The sequence below is a fragment of the Parasphingorhabdus pacifica genome (assembly GCF_054779195.1).
Map to the genome: position 1 here is coordinate 17365 of NZ_BAAGYS010000016.1, position 18288 is coordinate 35652.

The 18288-nt window shown below is 65.1% G+C and carries 15 protein-coding genes; 6 read left to right on the top strand and 9 right to left on the bottom strand.

Annotated features, from left to right (window positions below; translation table 11 throughout):
• Positions 1-103: 103 nt before the first annotated feature.
• The 4 genes from ACYVAN_RS22870 (at position 104) to ACYVAN_RS22885 (ending at position 6182) form a co-directional block, all read left to right on the top strand.
• Positions 104-1615: a CoA-acylating methylmalonate-semialdehyde dehydrogenase gene (locus ACYVAN_RS22870; protein ID WP_460962956.1), complete on the top strand. Its 1512-nt coding sequence runs from the start codon at positions 104-106 to the stop codon at positions 1613-1615.
• Positions 1616-1652: 37 nt separating this feature from the next.
• Complete coding sequence (locus ACYVAN_RS22875) at positions 1653-2987, top strand: aminotransferase class III-fold pyridoxal phosphate-dependent enzyme (RefSeq protein ID WP_460962958.1); 1335 nt, start codon at positions 1653-1655, stop codon at positions 2985-2987.
• 877 nt (positions 2988-3864) lie between these two features.
• Complete coding sequence (locus ACYVAN_RS22880) at positions 3865-5313, top strand: alanine/glycine:cation symporter family protein (protein WP_460962960.1); 1449 nt, start codon at positions 3865-3867, stop codon at positions 5311-5313.
• A 164-nt stretch (positions 5314-5477) separates the two neighbouring features.
• Complete coding sequence (locus ACYVAN_RS22885) at positions 5478-6182, top strand: GntR family transcriptional regulator (protein ID WP_460962962.1); 705 nt, start codon at positions 5478-5480, stop codon at positions 6180-6182.
• A gap of 139 nt (positions 6183-6321) precedes the next feature.
• Here ACYVAN_RS22885 and ACYVAN_RS22890 read toward each other — a convergent pair whose 3' ends face one another.
• The 3 genes from ACYVAN_RS22890 to ACYVAN_RS22900 are packed head-to-tail and all read right to left on the bottom strand — an operon-like array spanning position 6322 to position 10237.
• Positions 6322-7929: an FAD-dependent monooxygenase gene (locus ACYVAN_RS22890; protein ID WP_460962964.1), complete on the bottom strand. Its 1608-nt coding sequence runs from the start codon at positions 7927-7929 to the stop codon at positions 6322-6324.
• A 5-nt stretch (positions 7930-7934) separates the two neighbouring features.
• Positions 7935-8897 (bottom strand): MBL fold metallo-hydrolase, encoded by a 963-nt coding sequence (locus tag ACYVAN_RS22895; protein ID WP_460962966.1) that lies wholly within the window; start codon positions 8895-8897, stop codon positions 7935-7937.
• A gap of 32 nt (positions 8898-8929) precedes the next feature.
• Complete coding sequence (locus tag ACYVAN_RS22900; RefSeq protein WP_460962967.1) at positions 8930-10237, bottom strand: MFS transporter; 1308 nt, start codon at positions 10235-10237, stop codon at positions 8930-8932.
• A 136-nt stretch (positions 10238-10373) separates the two neighbouring features.
• Here ACYVAN_RS22900 and ACYVAN_RS22905 point away from each other — a divergent pair, with 136 nt between their 5' ends.
• A complete protein-coding gene (locus ACYVAN_RS22905) occupies positions 10374-11333 on the top strand; it encodes a LysR family transcriptional regulator (protein ID WP_460962969.1) in 960 nt (319 codons plus the stop codon).
• Positions 11334-11702: 369 nt separating this feature from the next.
• On the opposite strand, the gene ACYVAN_RS22910 is transcribed toward ACYVAN_RS22905, so the two are convergent.
• The 6 genes from ACYVAN_RS22910 to ACYVAN_RS22935 all read right to left on the bottom strand — a co-directional run bounded on the left by ACYVAN_RS22910 (position 11703) and on the right by ACYVAN_RS22935 (position 17092).
• Complete coding sequence (locus ACYVAN_RS22910) at positions 11703-12662, bottom strand: glycine betaine ABC transporter substrate-binding protein (protein ID WP_460962971.1); 960 nt, start codon at positions 12660-12662, stop codon at positions 11703-11705.
• A gap of 63 nt (positions 12663-12725) precedes the next feature.
• Positions 12726-13508, bottom strand: coding sequence for an ABC transporter permease (locus ACYVAN_RS22915; RefSeq protein WP_460962973.1), 783 nt, complete (start codon positions 13506-13508; stop codon positions 12726-12728).
• A gap of 6 nt (positions 13509-13514) precedes the next feature.
• A complete protein-coding gene (locus tag ACYVAN_RS22920) occupies positions 13515-14681 on the bottom strand; it encodes an ABC transporter ATP-binding protein (RefSeq protein WP_460962975.1) in 1167 nt (388 codons plus the stop codon).
• Complete coding sequence (locus ACYVAN_RS22925; protein ID WP_460962977.1) at positions 14681-15322, bottom strand: ABC transporter permease; 642 nt, start codon at positions 15320-15322, stop codon at positions 14681-14683. The genes ACYVAN_RS22920 and ACYVAN_RS22925 overlap by 1 nt, the downstream gene beginning before the upstream one ends.
• Before the next feature lie 15 nt (positions 15323-15337).
• Positions 15338-16249 (bottom strand): alpha/beta hydrolase, encoded by a 912-nt coding sequence (locus tag ACYVAN_RS22930; protein ID WP_460962979.1) that lies wholly within the window; start codon positions 16247-16249, stop codon positions 15338-15340.
• Positions 16250-16270: 21 nt separating this feature from the next.
• Positions 16271-17092, bottom strand: coding sequence for an IclR family transcriptional regulator (locus ACYVAN_RS22935; RefSeq protein ID WP_460962981.1), 822 nt, complete (start codon positions 17090-17092; stop codon positions 16271-16273).
• 295 nt (positions 17093-17387) lie between these two features.
• Here ACYVAN_RS22935 and ACYVAN_RS22940 point away from each other — a divergent pair, with 295 nt between their 5' ends.
• Positions 17388-18218 (top strand): nitrilase-related carbon-nitrogen hydrolase, encoded by an 831-nt coding sequence (locus ACYVAN_RS22940; RefSeq protein WP_460963037.1) that lies wholly within the window; start codon positions 17388-17390, stop codon positions 18216-18218.
• The last annotated feature ends 70 nt before the right edge of the window (positions 18219-18288 follow it).

Consider the following 18288-nt stretch of genomic DNA (forward strand, 5'->3'; position numbering starts at 1 on the left):
CGAGTTGTCAGGCGAAAGCGACAACAAGTGACGGTCTGTCAGTTGTAGGCGGGTGATGCCGAGCCTGACGATTAATCGAGCATCGCCAACAACGAGGAGTCCTATGACACCCGACGTCTCTTCCCTGCCCACACTGCCGCACTGGGTGGACAACAAGCCGTGGGAGGGGGCCGGTGCCCGCAGCGGCGAGGTCTTCGACCCGGCGACAGGGAAAGCGCAACGGCACGTGCGCCTGGCCGACTCCACGGACGTGGACGCGGTCGTGGGTGCGTCCCGGGATGCCTTCCCCGGCTGGCGCGACACCTCGCTCGCCCGGCGTACGCAGATCCTCTTTCGGTTCCGCGAACTGCTCGCCGAACGCAAGGGCGAACTGGCCGAGATCATCACTGCCGAGCACGGCAAGGTGCTCGATGACGCGCTCGGGGAGATCTCCCGAGGGGTGGAGGTCGTGGAATTCGCCTGCGGGATGGGGCACCTGCTCAAGGGCGAGATGACCGACAATGCCTCCACCGGCGTGGACGTGCACTCATTGCGTCAGCCGTTGGGGCCGGTGGCCGTCATCAGTCCGTTCAACTTCCCGGCCATGGTGCCCATGTGGTTCTTCCCGCTCGCGATCGCGGCCGGCAACACCGTTGTCCTCAAGCCGAGCGAGAAGGACCCGTCCGCTGCGAACTGGCTCGCGGAGCTGTGGGCCGAGGCCGGTCTCCCACCAGGCGTGTTCAACGTGCTGCACGGCGATAAGAACGCCGTCGAGGGGTTGCTGCATCACGCCGACATCAAGGCCGTGTCGTTCGTCGGTTCCACGCCGATCGCGCGGTACGTCTACGAAGCGGCAACTGCACGCGGCAAACGCGTCCAAGCGCTCGGCGGAGCCAAGAACCACATGCTCGTGCTTCCCGACGCCGACCTCGACCAAGCTGCGGATGCGGCGGTCAACGCCGGATTCGGCTCCGCCGGGGAACGATGCATGGCCGTCAGCGCCCTCGTGGCGGTCGACTCGATCGCCGATGAGCTCGTCGCAAAGATCGGCGAGAAGATCGGCGAGGTCCGGGTCGGCGACGGTAGGCGCGGCACCGACATGGGGCCGCTGGTCACCGGCGCTCACCGTGACAAGGTCGCCGAGTACGTGCAGGCGGGCGTCGACGAAGGGGCGGCACTCGTCGCCGACGGGCGCGAGGTAAACCAGGAGGGCGCGAACGACGGATTCTGGCTCGGGCCCACCTTGTTCGACCACGTCACGCCGACGATGTCGATCTACACCGACGAGATCTTCGGACCGGTGCTATCGGTGTTGCGAGCGGCCTCCTACGACGACGCGCTGAATCTGATCAACGACAATCCGTACGGCAACGGCGTCGCCCTGTTCACCAACAACGGCCGCACCGCCCGGCACTTCCAGCGCGAAGTGGAAGTCGGAATGGTCGGAATCAACGTGCCGATCCCCGTGCCCGTCGCCTACTTCTCCTTCGGCGGATGGAAAGCCTCGCTGTTCGGCGATACCCACGCCTACGGCATGGACGGGGTGCACTTCTACACCCGCACCAAAGCCGTCACCACGCGGTGGCCCGAATCCGAACAGCAGCGGCTCGACCTCGGTTTCCCGCAGAACACCTGACCGCACCCCGCAGCAGACAGGGATTGTCATGACACTCATGTCGCTACCAGCCACACGGACCTATGAACTCGACCGGGCCCACGTGATGCACTCGTGGTCAGCCCAGGCGGGGCTGGACCCGATGGTCGTCGAGCGGGCGGAAGGCGTGCACGTCTGGGACGCGGACGGACACCGCTACCTCGACTTCACCAGCCAGCTGGTCAACACCAACATCGGGCACCAGCACCCGGCCGTCGTCGAGGCCGTTCAGAGCCAGGCCGCTCGGTTGTGCACAATTTCCCCGGCCTGTGCCACCGAACCCCGAAGTCAGGCCGCTCGCCTGATCGCCGAACGCACACCCGACGGCTTGGACAAGATTTTCTTCACCAACGGGGGAGCGGAAGCCGTCGAGAACGCCGTCCGAATGGCGCGCTTGCACACCGGACGCCACAAAGTGCTCTCGCGCTACCGCTCGTACCACGGTGCGACCGCGACAGCGGTCAACCTCACCGGGGACCCCAGACGATGGCCCAACGAGCAGTCCGGTTCGGGCACGGTCCACTTCTTCGGCCCCTACCCCTATCGGTCCCCGTTCCACGCGAACGACGAGACCGAGGAATGCCGGCGGGCACTCGAACACCTCGAACAGGTCATCGAGTTGGAAGGACCCTCGACCATCGCCGCGATCGCGCTGGAGACGGTTCCCGGTACGGCGGGCATCATGCCGCCGCCTCCCGGATACCTCCAGGGTGTGCGAGACCTGTGTGACCGCCACGGCATCGTCTACATCGCAGACGAGGTCATGGCCGGCTTCGGCCGTACCGGTGCCTGGTTCGCCGTCGACCACTACGACGTGGTTCCCGACCTGATCACCTTCGCGAAAGGAGTCAACTCCGGCTACGTCCCCCTCGGCGGTGTCGCCGTCAACGAGGCGATAGCTTCGACCTTCGACCACCGCGTGTATCCCGGCGGCCTCACCTACTCCGGTCACCCGCTCGCCTGCGCCGCCGCCGTCGCCGCCATTACCGCGATGGATGATGAGGGCATCGTGGACAATGCCGCTGCCATCGGCGAGAAGGTGCTCGGACCTGGACTTCGCGAACTCGCCGAACGCCACCCGAGCGTCGGCGATGTCCGCGGCATCGGTGTGTTCTGGGCGCTGGAGCTCGTCACCGATCGAGCCACGAAGGAACCCGCGGCACCGTACGGCGGCTCGAGCCCGGTCATGAAGCAGCTCGTCGCCGAGTGCGCCGAGGCCGGCCTGCTGATCCCCACGACCTACCATCGCGTACACGTTGTACCGCCTTGCACGATTACCGAACAACAAGCACGAGAGGGAATCGCCGTCCTCGACAAGGCGCTCGACACGGTCGACCGAGCCCTCAACACTTAGACACCACGGAAGGCGAGTAAACGGATCCGACTTGTTCCCGGTCGACCGGTCGTTCCGGCTGCCGAAAGTGGTTCAGGAGAGGCTGCCGCCAGAACCTGCCGCTTTCGCCTGTCAGTGCGCCGGGTCGGGCAACCGGGAAACGCCTTCGTCGGGGTACCCGTGGCGTCACCGCTCGCACTGTGGCGCATACTCCTGCGCGGTTCACACCGCCAGGCAAAGCGTTGGCACACCCGCAGGATCTTACCGGCAGACGTCAACGTCGGCGCGATTCTACGGCCGGCTCCCGCGATCCGGACCGGTGAAGGGGAACCGGAGCCGGTGACCAGGCTCCGGTGGGTCCGCATGCCCATCCGCGGCCAGGTAAATGTCCTATGTGGGTATTTTCCTGGCGCGGCGAGGGCTGGGGCGACGAGAGCTGGCGGCGACGAGGGTGGCACTGTCCAACGCTTTCGATCAGAACACGACGAATGTGGTGCGCTGTTGGTGCGCGCTGCACCGCTGTACATCCGTTCGTGCGGTGCTGCGCGAAATGCACGGCCTAACGTGGACGGTCGAGCACAACGGCTTTGTCGTTTGGGCTGTGCCGTCAAGCATGTCTCAACAGGATGTTCCTGCGGGGATCAACGGAAATTCAGTTCCTTACTCCAAGGTCTGGACGTGGTGGGAGCCACATGCTTAACTCCCTGCAACATTGACTGACAATTTGACACCTGGGCAGAAGCCTGGGTGTTCCAGTCGTCTGCATTCACTTAGGCGGGGAAGCCAGGGCTCTGGCTCGGCCCACCGCCCAGGGCTGGGCTCATGGACTCGCGGCGATCCGCGGGATGGGACGCCTCTCAGGAGACAAGGCCGTCTTCTCATGCAGAGGGAGAATCACATGGACGCACTCCTCACCAACATCTACGACCTCGTCTGGAACCCGTTGGTGTATGTCACGCTCATCAGCGGGTTCATCTTCAGCATCGCCACTCGGGCGGTACAGGTGAGGCACCTGCCAGGAATGGTCAAGTGTCTTTTCAGACGTGCCGAATCGGGAACGGGAACCTCCCCTTTTCAAGCCTTCGCCATGGCCCTGGGAGGGCGTGTCGGCGTGGGCAACATCGCCGGCGTCGCCATCGCGATCTCCTCTGGTGGTCCCGGCGCCTTGTTCTGGATGATCGCCACGTCCGTGCTCACTGCTTCCAGTGCGTTCATCGAGGCCACGCTCGGTCAGATCTACAAGGTCAAGTCCGAAGGTGAGTACCGCGGGGGCATTCCCTGGTATCTCGAAAAGGGTCTCGGTCAGAAATGGCTCGCTGTCGCGGCGGCAAGCGTCGCCGTACTGTGTTACGCGCTACTGATCCCCGGCGTGCAATCCTCGACGATCGTCACCTCACTGGACGCCGCCTTCGGTGTTCCGACATGGATCTCCGGGCTGGCCCTGGTAACTCTGCTCGGACTGGTCGTTTTCGGTGGCACGCGGCGCATCGCCGCGTTCGCCGAGAAGGTCGTGCCCGTCATGGCCGTCTGCTACGTCCTTATCGCGATCATCATTCTGATCATGAATTTTCGGGTGGTCCCCGAAGTTGTGCGCCTGGTCTTGGCCTCGGCGTTCGGAATTGACGCGGTCTTCGGCGGCATGATCGGCGCGGCGGTGTCCTGGGGGGTTCGACGGTCCCTCTACTCAAACGTCGCCGGTGTCGGCGAAGGTGGCTTCGCCGGTGCGGCGGCCTCGGTTTCCCATCCGGTCAAGCAGGGGTTGGTCCAGTCGTTCTCCGTGTACGTCGACACCCTCCTGGTCTGCACGGCGACCGGTGTGATGATCCTGTCGACCGGCGCGTACAACGTTCTTCCCGAAGGGCGCGCCGTACTCGTCGAGCACCTTCCGGGCGTCGAGCCGGGGGCGAGGTTCACGCAGGCGGCCATCGATACGGTCATTCCAGGAGTGGGCTTCGGCGCTGGTTTCGTAGCCATCGCGATATTCTTCTTCGCCTTCACCTCGCTTCTGACGTACTTCTACTACGGCGTGACGAACATCGTGTACCTCACCGGCAGTTCCCGCGGTGTCCCGGCGCGCATCCTTCAGGCGACGGTGCTGGTGTCGGCTTACCTCGGCACGGTGCGGACCACTGACCTGGTGTGGACGCTCGGTGACATCGGGTACGGGCTCATCGCCTGGTTCAACATGATCGCCATCGCCCTGCTCGTTCCGACAGCCCTCCGGGCTCTTCGTGACTACGAACGTCAGAAGCAGGAGGGGCTCGACCCGGTATTCGACCCCGCCGTGGCCGGCATCAAGGGAGCCACTGTCTGGGAGTCGCGGGACAACACACCCACCGGGGTATAGCCAACGAGCGCATCAATCGACGACACGCCCCCGACATGCGTTCGTGGGGAGGGTGCGGTGTCGGTCCCCTCCAGGATGGCCTCGGAGTGGTTCTCGACTAAGGTCCGCTCAGAGTGTCAAACAATCAGCTAATCCGACCGTCGATTGATAGGATTGCGATACCTTTGCCTTCGTCTGCTTCGATTCCTGAGGTTTCCAGCCAGCAGCTCTCTCCAGCGCCGATCTTGTCCAGGAGGGACAGCGTCGTCCGGGAACTGCGCAGAGCCGTTGTCCGAGGGAACCTACGCCCCGGAGACAAACTCACCGAGGCCAATCTGTCGACGACGCTGACCGTCAGTCGGCCTACGATCCGTGAAGCACTGAGCCAGTTGACCCAGGAAGGGCTGATTGTCCAAGAACCCTACCGCGGTTTGCGCGTAGCGAGTCTGGAACCTGCCCAGATTCTTGATATCGCCCACGCTCGCCATGCTCTGGACATGCTTGCTGTGGACTCCATCCTCGAGGACGACAGCGGTCGGCGTATGGCCGCTGTACAGGAATACTGGGAAGAATACGCACGATGGGAGAACGAACCGGACGCGCTTATTCGTCATGAAGCTCACGTGGCGTTTCATCGCGGTATCTGGGTGGCGTCAGAGAATTCGATGCTGTTGCGGATGTGGCCGGTAACAGAAGCCCATCTAACCATTGCTCTTGCTCATGACCAAGCCAGCCGCTCCGACCCCGCGCGAGCCAATCTCGTGCACCATCGTCTGATCGACGCCCTGTTGTCGAAGGACCGCGCGCAGACCGAAGCCGCGTTCAGGAAGCACACGGTCCACAGTGCACACGAACTCATTTCCATCATCGAGGAACAGAACCAAGGGTGAACTCAGCCTGCGCGATGCATCTTGTCCGAGTGGTTCCGGTGGCAACTCAACGTTCTCCGGAACTAGTCGTCCGGCTGGTTCCGACCAGCACCGCGGTGCCGGTCTTCTCTGCTCCGGTACCTTCGGGCCAAGCGGAGGCTCAAGCGGCGCCGAGCAACCGAACCACGGCCGAGGCGAGAGCGTCCGGTGTTTCGGACGGAACAATGGCGGCCAGGTGGCCGTCGGGGCGGACCAGCCAGATCTCACCCGGCTGGACTCCGAGAGCAGTGGCGATGGTGCCGTGCTCGTCGATGTCGGCCAGGCGAATCACTCGCTGGGGTGCTTTGCAGGCCTCCTGCAGGATGACGGCGACCTCGGCGGCGTCCACCCCGTCGGTGGTGAGCGCCAGCAGGCCGTCGCGGACCAGGTGACGTAGCCGGGTGACGTCGGGCCGGTCCTGAGTGGTGACCGGCGCGTCGGGGATCAGGACGCCGGGTACGGCGGTAGGCATTTCCCCGCGAGGGGGCCGGCCGCCGAACGGGCGACTCGGGTCAACGGTGGTCAACGGCGAGTCGAGGTACCAGAACGGCTCGGCGAATCGCCCGGAGTCCACCCACTTCTTGGCATCCTCGCTGTCCAGCGCCTCCTCCAGGAGCTGGTGACGCGACTGCCGTTCGTTCTCGTTCTGCGGAACCAGGAACCGCATGGTCCCGCTGGTGACGGCGAGGTTCTCGTGCGCCGCGGCCAGCCGCTCATCATGGTAGGTCTCCAGCAGCGACTCCGGTGCCCAGCCGTGCAGCACGAAGGCGACCTTCCAAGCCGCGTTCTCGCCGTCAGCGACACCGGAGTTGAGTCCGCGGGCGCCGAAGGGGGCGACCAGGTGCGCGCAATCGCCGGCAAGGAGCACCCGACCGACCCGCATCCGATCAACACACCGGGAGTGGAACCGGTAAACCGACTTCCACACCAAATCGTAGTCGCGGTCGCCGATGACCGCCCGGACGCGCGCGTCGAGCCGGCCGTCGGCGACCTCGGCGGCAAGGTCGAAGTCCGCAGGCACCTGCCAGTCGACCCGGAACGTCGAATCAGGACAGGGGTGGATGAGTACTTGTCGTCCGGGGTTCCACTCCGGATCGAAGTAGAAGCGACGCTCGTCCTCCCAACCAGGTAGATCGGCGCGGATGTCGCAGATGAGGAAGCGGTCGTCGAAGGTCTGCCCCTCGAACCTCACGCCGAGCAGATCGCGGGCCCGGTCACCGCGTGCACCAGCCGCGACGATGGCGTACTCAGCTCGGAGTAGGCTCTCGCCATCGGCGGTCGCACAGGTGAGCACGACCTCCTTGTCGTCCTGGTCGATCGCGGTGACGTCGTGGTCCCAGCGGACGTCGATGAGCGGCTGGTTCGTGATCTGCTCGTCGAGGACCTGCTCGGAGTGGCATTGGCTGACATTGACGAACGGCGGCAACGGCGAGTGGCCGCGGTCGACGAACGACCAGGAGAAGAGCTCGTGCTCGCGGTAGAAAGTACGCGCGGTGCCCCAGGTAAGACCGTCTTCTGCGATCTCGTCGGCGCCGACGGCCGACCAGATGTCCAGGACGTCGCGCTGCTGGCAGATCGCCTTGGAACCGACCGCGTCGCGCTCCGGACGGGCATCGAGGAGCACCACCGGGATGCCCCAGCGGGCGAGCAGCAGGGCGGTCGTCTGCCCGACAGGACCGTTGCCGACCACCGTCACCAGTGGCCCGGCGTGCTTCGGAAGGGTAGTCATCTCACTCATCCCTGCAGTTCGGCCCAGACCTCGCGGTCGCGCTGTGCGGTCCAGACTCGCGGCCACGCGATGCCGTCGAGCTCGTCCCAGAGCCGCTGGACGTCGAAGGGCAGGCAGTGCTCGAAGATCGGCCAGGCACCGAACTTCGGAGCGAGCGCCTCGCGGGTCGCTTCGAAGGCCTCCTTGAGCGTGCCGCCGCGGGCGTGGACCTCGCCGACTTTTTCGCGCATCACGACCAGGAACGAACGGGTCTGCTCGATCGCAGCGTCGACGGCCTGCTTGCCGCGAGGCACCGCGCCACGTCCGCCGACGAGTGCCTCGGCACCGAATTCCTTGACCCGGTCCAGGGTTGTGTTCGACCACTCCTCGTGGAACGCGTCACCGGTGTAGAGCGCGGCCTCCGCCTCGACCAGGTCACCGGCGAAGAGGATCTTCTGTCGGGGCAGCCAGGCGACGATGTCGCCGGCGGTGTGGCCGCGTCCGCAGTACTGCAGAACCAGTTCGCCCCGGTCACCACCGAGATCGATGGTCATGCGGTCGGTGAAGGTGAGGTCGGGCCAGGTGAGCCCGGGGACGGAGTCGGGATCGCGGAAGAGGCGCGGCATCCGGCCGAACTCGCTGTCCCAGTCCTCCTTGCCGCGCTCCTCGACGAGGCTGCGGGTGTTCTCGTGAGCGATGATCGCCTCGGCTTCGAAAGCGGAGGCGCCGAGCACGCGGACGGCGTGGTAGTGCGAGAGCACGAGGTACTTGATCGGCTTGTCGGTGTGCGCGCGCAGCTTCTTCAACCAGTCCTTTGCTGCGGACGGGGTGGCGCGAGCCTCGAAGGCGACCAGGAAGTCCTCCCCCTCGATGGCGCCCACGTTGGGGTCGCCCTCGGCGGTCAGCGCGTAAACGCCGTCAGCCAGGATATCGAGGTTCTCGGTCTTCTCACCGAGGTCGGCGGAGGAGGCGAAAGGCTTGGCGGCCATGATTGTTCTTCCTTTCTTCGGGTGGATTCGGCTCAGTTCTCGGCCGAACGAAGGTCGCGAGCGACCTGGACCAGGCAACCGAGGCTGAGCAATGAGACCGCGACGAGGTACACCGTCACCGGACCGGAACCGTCGGCCGTCGCGTAGAGCGCGGTCGCGAGGGTCGGGGCGATGCCGCCACCGAGAATCGAGCCGAGCTGATAACCCAGCGAGGCACCGCTGTAGCGGACCCGGGCTTTGAACAGGTCGGAGAACAGCGAGGCGATCGGGCCGTAGGTGACGCCTAGGAAGAAGGCAGTGCCCAGGATCGCGGTAGTGATCAGGGTCGGATTACCGGTGTCGACCAGCGGGAAGAGCACCCCCATCCACGCGGTCAGGCCCGCGGCACCGATCAGGAGTACGCGCTCCCGCCCGTGCCGATCGGCGACCTGGGAGGACCACGGGATGACGACCAGCCACGCGGCGGCACCTACCAGGGTGATGGTGAGCATGGTGCTGCGGTCGAGCCCGAGCACGCTCGTGCCGTAGGACAACAGGTAGGCCATGAAGATGTAGCCGATGGTGTTGTTGCCGAGGAAGCCGCCAGCGGCGAGCAACACCTGCCGTGGGTGCTCGCGGAGCACCGCCACGATGGGCAACTTGGCTTCCTCACCGCTTTCCTTGACCTCCTCGAACTCGGGGCTCTCGGTGATCCTGAAGCGGATGACGAGGCCGACCGCGACCAGCAGGGCGCTCAACAGGAACGGGACCCGCCAGCCCCACTCGGTGAAGACGTCGTCGCTGAGAGTCGAGGAGGTGGCGAGGAAGACCACGTTGGCGAGAAGGAGACCGCCGGGGACTCCCATCTGCGGGAAGCTGCCGTAGAAGCATCGCTTCTCCCGCGGGGCGTGCTCGACCGCCATGAGCACGGCGCCGCCCCACTCGCCACCGACGCCGATACCCTGCACGAATCGCAGGACCACGAGCAGGATCGGTGCCCAGACCCCGATGGTGTCGTACGTCGGGAGCAGGCCCACGCCGGCCGTGGCCGCACCCATCAGGAACAGCGAGATGACGAGCATCGACTTGCGGCCGACCTTGTCACCGAAGTGACCCATGATGACGCCGCCCAAGGGGCGTGCGAGGAAGCCTACCGAGAAGGTGCCGAATGCGGCCAGCGTGCCGGCGAGCGGCGAGAATTCCGGAAAGAACAGCGGACCGAAGACGATGCCTGCGGCCATGCCGTAGATGAAGAAGTCGTACCACTCGATCGCGGTGCCGATGAAACTTGCCGAGGCGACCTTGAACGGGCTGACCGGCCGGGCTTGCGCACCGAGGGGCGCGTGCGTCGTTGCTGCCACGGGGTGCTCCTGAGGTGAGATGGCTGTGCGGCCGGTGTGACGGGTGACACCCTTCGCGCCGCGTGCGGTTCACTGTGCCAGCAGCCACATAAGCAGGAAAAGAACCAAAAAACTGGGTTCTATATAAGCTGAACTGATGAATAACGTGCGCTACTCGCTTCGTCAGCTGGAGTACTTCGTCGCCATCGCCGAAGCCGGCACGCTGAGCGGTGCTGCCGAGGCGTTGCGGGTGTCCCAACCCGGGCTGTCCCAGGCCCTCGCCGACCTGGAGCGCGCGCTCGGAGTTCAGCTGGCCGTACGCCGCAAGGCTCACGGCGTCACCCTCACCCCGTCGGGCCTCCAGGTGCTGCAGCACGCGCGCGATCTGCTCCGACGCGCCGAGGACATGGAGAGCATCGCGGGGGGTGGCGACACACTCGCCGGCACGCTCTTGATCGGTTGCTACGTCACGCTCGCGCCCACCGCGCTTCCGCCGCTGATGCAGGAGTTCTGCGATCTCCACCCCGGTGTGACCATCGACTTCAGCGAGGGCACCCAGGACGTGCTCCAACGGCGGCTACGCCAAGGCGAGCTGGATCTCGCGATCCTCTACGACATGGCTGTGGAGCCCGAGATGGCGCGTACCGTGATCAATACGATCCGGCCCCACGTACTGCTTCCAGCGGACCACCGGCTCGCCGACGCCGCAGAAGTCTCGCTCGCCGACCTGGCCCACGAGCCGTGCGTCCAATTCGACGCTCCGCCGAGCTGGACGAACACCTATCGGATCTTCGAGGATGCGGGCGTCACGCCGGAGGTGCGTTACCGGCCGACGACGTTCGAACTCACTCGTGCTCTCGTCGGCCGCGGCATGGGATACGCGGTACTCGTCCAGCGTCCCGAGAACGATCGCACTTACGAAGGACGCCCCCTCGTGATCAAGGAGATTGCCGAGGACGTACGGGACGAGCGCATCCTGGTCGCCTGGCCGAAGTCGATGAGGCTGCACCGTCGAGCACAGGCCTTCGTGGACTTCTGCCGTGAGCGTCATGCCGCGTTGACCGGCCGACTCTCCGCCTCCCACGCGCCCACGACGCGTGGTCCCGAGTCACGTTGACGCACTCCGAGGAAGCGCCCACCCGACTGATGCAAAACATGATCGTCATGCAGTGCCCGACGCTTCCGCCTCGGGAGATCAAGGCGCGATGCGGTCGGGGCGCGTTTTGTGAGTGCTGATCCGAGAGCCGGAAAGGGGTAACCAGCAACAGGACACCAAAAAGCCCGTTGAACTGCGCTCTCGCACCAGTTCAACGGGCTTCATCGGATCTCGGTGGCCGGAAGAGGCACACCGACCCTCGAACTTTGGCTCAAGTCCTGGTCAATGACGTGCCCGGGCATGTTCGGAAGCATCGAAGTGGAACTCGTGCGGTAAGTCCACCGGGGACGGAAACGGGCTGGTAGGCCGTGCCTCGGTCATCCGAACCGCTCATCCTGTGAAGCCACGGGTGCGAAGGAAGTGCTTGGCGGCCTCGTCGGGAGTTGCACCCTGCAGGTCGACCATCCCGTTCAGTCTGATCATCGTGTCCTCGGTGAGCTCGTTGCCGATCCGGCGGGCGAACTCGGCCAGCTCCGGATGTTTGCGACTGGTTTCGCTCCGGACGGTGAGTGCGGCCCGCTCACTGCTGAACTGGGTCTTCTCGTCGCTCAGCACCTGAAGGTCGAGTGATTTCAGGCGTGCGTCGGTGGTGAACACCTCGGCGAAGTTGCAGGGGCTCCCTTTCGCGACGTTGACGTAGTTCAGCGCGAAGGCGTTCTGGTAGACCTGCGTGGACGGGAAGCGAATTCCGTACTCCTGTTGGAGCGGTTCGAGTTCGCGATCGAGGAATTCCGACGCCCCGCACAGGGTCGCCTGGTCGGGATGTTCAGCGGTGAAGCGCGCGAGCTCGCTGAGGCTGTTCACCTGACCGACCGGCCCGGGCGCGTTCGCGGCGCGTGCGATGGCGTACTGGTTGCCGAAGCGGGCGGGCCCCAGCCACTCGATACCGTTGCGCGCGTCTTCCCGGGCGGTGGCTCGGTACTGTTCCATGTCACCGGGTACGGGAGTGTCGTGCTGCAGGAATTGGGACCAGCCGGTTCCGGCATATTCCCAGTACATGTCGATCTGGCTGCTCTGCAGGGCGTTTCGAGCGATCGTGGATCCCGCGAGGCCGGTCTGGTCGCTGGTTTGCGCGCCAGCCGCCTTCAGCGCATGGATCACGATCTTGCTGAGGATGACCTGCTCAGTGAATTCCTTGGACCCCACCGTGAAATGCGCACCGGTGAAGTCGAAGTCACGGCCGATCGAGCTGGTTTGGAGTTTTCCCGGGTTCGCCGAGACCTGTTCGGTGGGCTCAGCCCCAGCGGAGCAGCCCGTAGCCACTGCCGCGGTGAGAACCAGCAGCGACACGAGGCGACCGGACTGCTTTCCGGCACATCGAAACACGGTGTTACCTCCGGAAGGTCTGTGAGGTCAGAGACCTCGTGGTTGCAGGAGGTCTTCTGCCATCCCGGCGAGCCAATCGATCAGCAAGGCCAGTACGGCGACCAGGACGCTGCCGGTGACGAGCACGAGGTTGCGACTGGAGTTGATGCCGTTGGAGATGATGTCGCCGAGTCCTCCGGCGCCGATGAAGGTTGCCAGCGCCACCGTCCCAACCGTGATGACCAGCGCGGTGCGGATACCTGCGAGCATCACGGGCACGGCCAGTGGAAGCTCGATCCGCCACAGCACCGCGAGGCGGGTCATGCCCATTCCCCGCGCGGATTGGATCACCGCGCGGTCCACCTGTTGCAGGCCTGCGATGGTGTTGCGCAGGACGGGGAGGATGCCGTAAAGCGCGAACGCGATGATCGCGATCTGGTTGACGCCCAGGCGGACGAAGGTGACCGCGAGCAGCACGATCAGACCGAGCGACGGTACTGCCTGCCCGACGTTGGCCATGGCCAGGATCGGGGCGGCGAGCCGCCGAGCCCAGGACCGGGTCAGCACGATGCCGGCCGGGATCGCGGTGGCCAGGATGAGCACTGCGACGATGACCGTGAGCAGCAGGTGTTTCCACGTTCGGTTCAGGATGTAGTCGGTGTTGAGGCTGCGCTGTTCGATCAGATCGAGGGGTTGGCCTGAGACGTAGGCGTAGAGCGCGATCAGTACGAGTCCGAGTGCGAGGGGTGTGACCGCGTTCCGCACCGTGCGGGATCGGTAAGGGGACAGGCCTGAGATGCTCAGCGGGCGCCTGCGGGAAAGGACTGTCATCTCGCGCTACACCCCCTGAAGTTCGTCCGGGCGAACGTGATTCCGCCTGGCATCGGTGTTGATCAAGGTGCGGATCGTGTCCAGCTCGAGAACACCGAGATAGCGTCCGTTGTCATCGACCACGACCGCAGCCGAGGAATTGATCGAGAGCATCTGGTCGAGGGCGTCGAACAGGCTGTCGTGCGACCGCAGTGGCGAGATCAACGGCACCGCTTGGTCGGATTCACCGGCGCTCGCGGTAGGGAGCCAGCCGGTCGGGCGTCGCTGTGAGTCGAGCACGAGGAGGAATTCCCTGCTTGTGGCCTGTGCTGCAGCCAGGCGCTGCGCGCGATCGGCTTGGTGATCGACGACGGGCCAGGCGGGGATCTCGTGCGTACTCAGCCGGGCGAGCGAGAGCCGTTTGATCGCGGTCCCGGAGCCGAGGAAGTCGCTGACGAATCCGTCAGCGGGTTCGGCGAGGATCCGTTCCGGAGTGTCGTACTGGGCGATGTGGCCACCTTCCTCGAAGATCGCGATGCGGTCACCCATCTTGATCGCCTCGTCGATATCGTGGGTGACGAAGACGATCGTCTTGCGCAGTTCGGCCTGGATGCGAAGGAACTCGTTTTGCAGCGCTTCTCGGTTGAGCGGGTCGATTGCGCCAAACGGCTCATCCATCAGCATCACGGCCGGGTCCGCGCCCAGTGCCCGCGCGACGCCGATGCGCTGCTGTTGACCGCCCGATAGTTGTCGCGGATATCGCTTGCGGTAGTTGGCGGGGTCGAGACCGACGAGTTCGAGCAGTTCATCCACGCGGGAGGAGATGCGCCGGGCGTTCCAGCCGAGCATCTTGGGCACGGTGGCGATGTTGTCGGCGACCGTGCGGTGCGGGAACAGGCCGGTTTGCTGGATGCTGTAGCCGATCTTCCGGCGTAGCTGGTCCGGGTTGACTGTGGTGACGTCGATTCCGTCGAGGTGAATTCGCCCGGAGGTGGGTTCGATGAGCCTGTTGATCAACTTCATGGTGGTGGTCTTGCCGCAGCCGGATGGTCCGACGAAGGCCACGATTTCCCCGGCCGGGATTTCCAGAGTCAGTTCGCGAACCGCGGGTGCATGCTGACCTGGGTACGATTTGCTCAGCCGTTCGAGGCTGATCATGGCGTCATTGCGCTGAGTGTGGGTCTTTTCAGGCACTACAGTCCCCTCGACGTGGTGAGCCGGTTCAGGACAGCGAACATTGCGTCGAACAGCACGGCGAGCAGCACGATGGCCGCGGCGCCTTCGATGGTCAGGTAGATGGCGAACGGCGTTCCCGCTTTTGCGAGTCCATCGAGGATGAGGTTGCCCAAGCCGGGCCCGTTGACCGCCGCGGCGATCGCGGCGATGCCCAACAGGAGCTGCGTGGCCACCCGTAGTCCCGTGATAACCACTGGCCAGGCGAGTGGAAACTCCACGGAGGTCAGAAGCCGCAACCGGTTCATTCCCATCCCGCGAGCCGTCTCGACGACGGCGGGATCTACATCGCGCAGGCCGACCACCGAGTTGCGGACCACCGGGAGCAGTGCATACATGGTCAGTGCGACGACCGACGGTGCGGCTCCCAGCCCGAGTGGTGCGATGAGCAGCCCGAACAACGCATACGACGGGATGGTCAGCAGCAAGCCCGCGAGACCGAGTACGACGGCGCGGGGAGCGCCGGTTCGGTAGGTGAGGACCGCGATCGGCACCCCGATCAGCACCGCCAGCCCCAGGCCCTCGATCACGAGCACGGCATGCGCGATCGTGGCGTCGAGGACCTCCGGCCAGTTTCCGGCGAAATATTCGAGGAAAGTCATGGCGGCGCGCTCCGATCAGCCTGCTGGTGCGTGTTGGAAGGCGTCGGCGTAGAACTTGTCCAGCACGTCGACGAGGTGCTGGAAGGTCGGGTGTTCGTCGAACATCCACTCGGTGTGCCCGGCGCCTTCAATGATGTCGAGGCGTTTGGGCTCGTCGGCGTGAGCGTAGAGGGAGTGAGCCTCTTCGGGTTTGTAGAGCTCGTTCTTCTCGCCGTGCACGATCAGTAGTGGGCGTCCTGCCAGTTGGTGCGCGACGGCTTCGGGGCGGAAACGCAGCAGCATCTCGGCGGATTCGAGTGACACCCCGGCCCCGAACCCCGGTGCCTGGTAGAGCTCGTCGCCGACGTATCCGTCGGTGGCGCTGTCGAGATCGAGACGGACGATGTCCCATGGCGAGGTGACCTCGGAGCGGCCGAGTTCGGCGCGGCGGCCCCGGTCGGCGGCGATTCGGGTGAGCAGACTGTTCCAGGTCTGATCGTCGTGCATGCTATGGGTGGATCGGGTGCCGTCGCCGATGCCGTTGGCGCAGGCCACGGCGGACACGCGCGGATCCTCGGCAGCTTCGGCAACGACCACACCGCCGCCCATCCCCCAACCGATAAGTCCAATGTGGTCAGCATCCAGTTCATCCACAATTGACGCTCGATCAACCGCTGCGCGCAGGTCTTCCGCCCATTCCTGCGGAATCAGTCGCCCTCGCTCGCCTTCGCTGGCGCCGAATCCTCGGTAATCGAATGCGAGCACCGCGTAGCCGCGGGCTGTCAGAGCGCGTGCGAATCGTTCCGGGTGGATCACCTTCAGGCCCTGGTAGCCCGATGAGGGGATGACCACCGGGTACGGCGCACCTGCGCCACCGTCGTCGGGTAGGTGCAGGTCCGCATCCAAGCGCAACCCACTACTGAAAAACGGAAGGGGACGAGAAGTCACCGATTCCTCCTGATGTTGGTACTACCGGTTCCGGTCCGTTTGGGCCGGATGGGGAGGGCGTGGGGACTCGAGCGGCTCGAGACCTGCCATCGCCCGGGAGATCTGATGGGCCGCGGCGCAGACCATGCGCCCGGCCTTGTCGAGATCGCTACCGAGGCGGAACTTGGGAGCGGAGACGTTCAGTGCGGCGCAGACCTGCCCCTGGAAGTCGCGGATCGGTGACGCGGCGGCGACGAGGCCTTCTTCGAACTCGTCGTCCACCAGCGCACACCCACGGAGGCGCGCCTCACGCAGGCGAACGAGGAACTCATCCACGTCGTGCGGTGCGTTCGGCCCTGCCGAACCGAAGTGGGTGTCGGCGAGCAGCTCGCGGATCTCCGCATCGCTGTGGTCGAACAACAGCGCACGACCGGAGGAGGTGGTATGCAGCGGAGTAACCCGTCCCACCCAGCCCGCGGTCTGCACCGCTCGCATGGGGCTCTCGGAGAGGACGGTCAATGCGCCGTCACCATCGAGCACGGTCAGATGGGCGCGCTCTTTCGTGGCCGACACCAACCGACGCAACACCGCAGGCGCTTCGGCAAGCAGTCGCTGCTGTCCGACGTTGACCGCCATGGTGAACAGGCGCCAACCGAGCCGATACCCGAGGGTGTCGTGGTCGCGTTCGACGAGCCCGGTCTCTTCCAGCATGCGCAGGGCACGCGAGATCTGTGTCTTCTCCTTCCCGACCCGGCGCGCTATCTCGACCACACCGAGGCTGCCTCGCTCGGCTGACTCCTGCGAACCCAAGGCCAGCAAGATAGCCACCGCACGGTGAACGCTGGACGAACCCTCCGTAGCCATGGCCGGAATGATGAACCCAACCGGGTGACTTGGACAACCGTTGTTGCTGTCCTAACAACCATCCGGATCGTCGCTGGCCATCGGGGTCGCCAGCCGCTGTGAACGTGGGAACGTGGGTTCTGGACAGTGACGTTTCGACGCCGCAGGCCTGTTTGCGTCAACAGTGCTGCCCCCGTCGTTGCCCGGCTGGTTGTCCGCCGAGCAACTGTGCTTGCCCACGACAAGCGCACCCGCTAGAAACCGCAGTCCACACCATCGCTACCCGGGCCGGAAACGAAGGAGAGGGGTGCAGTCCATGCGAGTCGCGCTTGCACAGGTTGACTGTCGGCTAGGAGAGGTTCAGGCGAATCTGGACGAGGCACACGAGGTCGTCCAGAAGGCGGCCGCGGAGAACGTTGATCTTGTGGTGTTCCCCGAACTGAGTTTGCACGGCTACGCACTGGGCACCGTGTCGGAGGACCGGTCGATCAGCGTGGGCGACGAGCGGCTCGCGCAGCTGTCGCGGTACGGACCGGACGTGTCGGTCGGCCTGCACGAGGACAGCCGGCTGCGCCGCTACAACTCGGCGAGCTACTACGCCGAGGGCGCGCACGTGCACACCCATCGCAAGCTCTACCTGCCGAACTACCTGGACTGGGAAGAACGCAAGCACTCCAGCCCGGGGCAGGCCATGCGCGCCTACGAGACACGGCATGCCCGGATGGCGACGTTGATCTGCAACGACGCCTGGCAGCCGGCGTTGCCGTGGTTGGCGGCACAGGACGGAGCGGAAATTCTGCTGATCCCGACCAACAGTGCCGCAGGCGTCGCGCCGGGTGCGGTGGACACGGCCGCGTACTGGCGTGACCTGTTGCTGTTCATCGCCCGTATGCAGCAGTGCTGGGTGGTGTTCGTCAACAGGGTCGGCGACGAGGCGGGTGTCTCGTTCTGGGGTGGTTCGCGGGTGCTCGATCCATGGGGAGAGGTCTTGGCCGAAGCTCCGCACAACGAGGCGTCGTTGACGGTGGTGGAGCTCGATGTCCAGGCCGCTCGCCGTCGGCGCCGCGAGATGCCACTGCTGCAGGAAGCACGCTTCGGTCTCGTCTCACGCGAGGTGAACCGGCTCCTGGAGGAAGGTGCGGACTGATCTGAACCAACCGTTGTTGCTGTCGCAGCAACAACCGTTGCCCGCGGAGAACTCCGCATATCAAGGTGGG

What these genes read in the sequence shown, in the direction of transcription:
- ACYVAN_RS22870 (WP_460962956.1), top strand. Translation starts at nt 104, where the DNA reads ATGACACCCGACGTCTCTTCCCTGCCCACACTGCCGCACTGGGTGGAC.
- ACYVAN_RS22875 (WP_460962958.1), top strand. Translation starts at nt 1,653, where the DNA reads ATGTCGCTACCAGCCACACGGACCTATGAACTCGACCGGGCCCACGTG.
- ACYVAN_RS22880 (WP_460962960.1), top strand. Translation starts at nt 3,865, where the DNA reads ATGGACGCACTCCTCACCAACATCTACGACCTCGTCTGGAACCCGTTG.
- ACYVAN_RS22890 (WP_460962964.1), bottom strand. Translation starts at nt 7,929, where the DNA reads ATGACTACCCTTCCGAAGCACGCCGGGCCACTGGTGACGGTGGTCGGC.
- ACYVAN_RS22895 (WP_460962966.1), bottom strand. Translation starts at nt 8,897, where the DNA reads ATGGCCGCCAAGCCTTTCGCCTCCTCCGCCGACCTCGGTGAGAAGACC.
- ACYVAN_RS22905 (WP_460962969.1), top strand. Translation starts at nt 10,374, where the DNA reads ATGAATAACGTGCGCTACTCGCTTCGTCAGCTGGAGTACTTCGTCGCC.
- ACYVAN_RS22915 (WP_460962973.1), bottom strand. Translation starts at nt 13,508, where the DNA reads ATGACAGTCCTTTCCCGCAGGCGCCCGCTGAGCATCTCAGGCCTGTCC.
- ACYVAN_RS22925 (WP_460962977.1), bottom strand. Translation starts at nt 15,322, where the DNA reads ATGACTTTCCTCGAATATTTCGCCGGAAACTGGCCGGAGGTCCTCGAC.
- ACYVAN_RS22935 (WP_460962981.1), bottom strand. Translation starts at nt 17,092, where the DNA reads ATGGCTACGGAGGGTTCGTCCAGCGTTCACCGTGCGGTGGCTATCTTG.
- ACYVAN_RS22940 (WP_460963037.1), top strand. Translation starts at nt 17,388, where the DNA reads ATGCGAGTCGCGCTTGCACAGGTTGACTGTCGGCTAGGAGAGGTTCAG.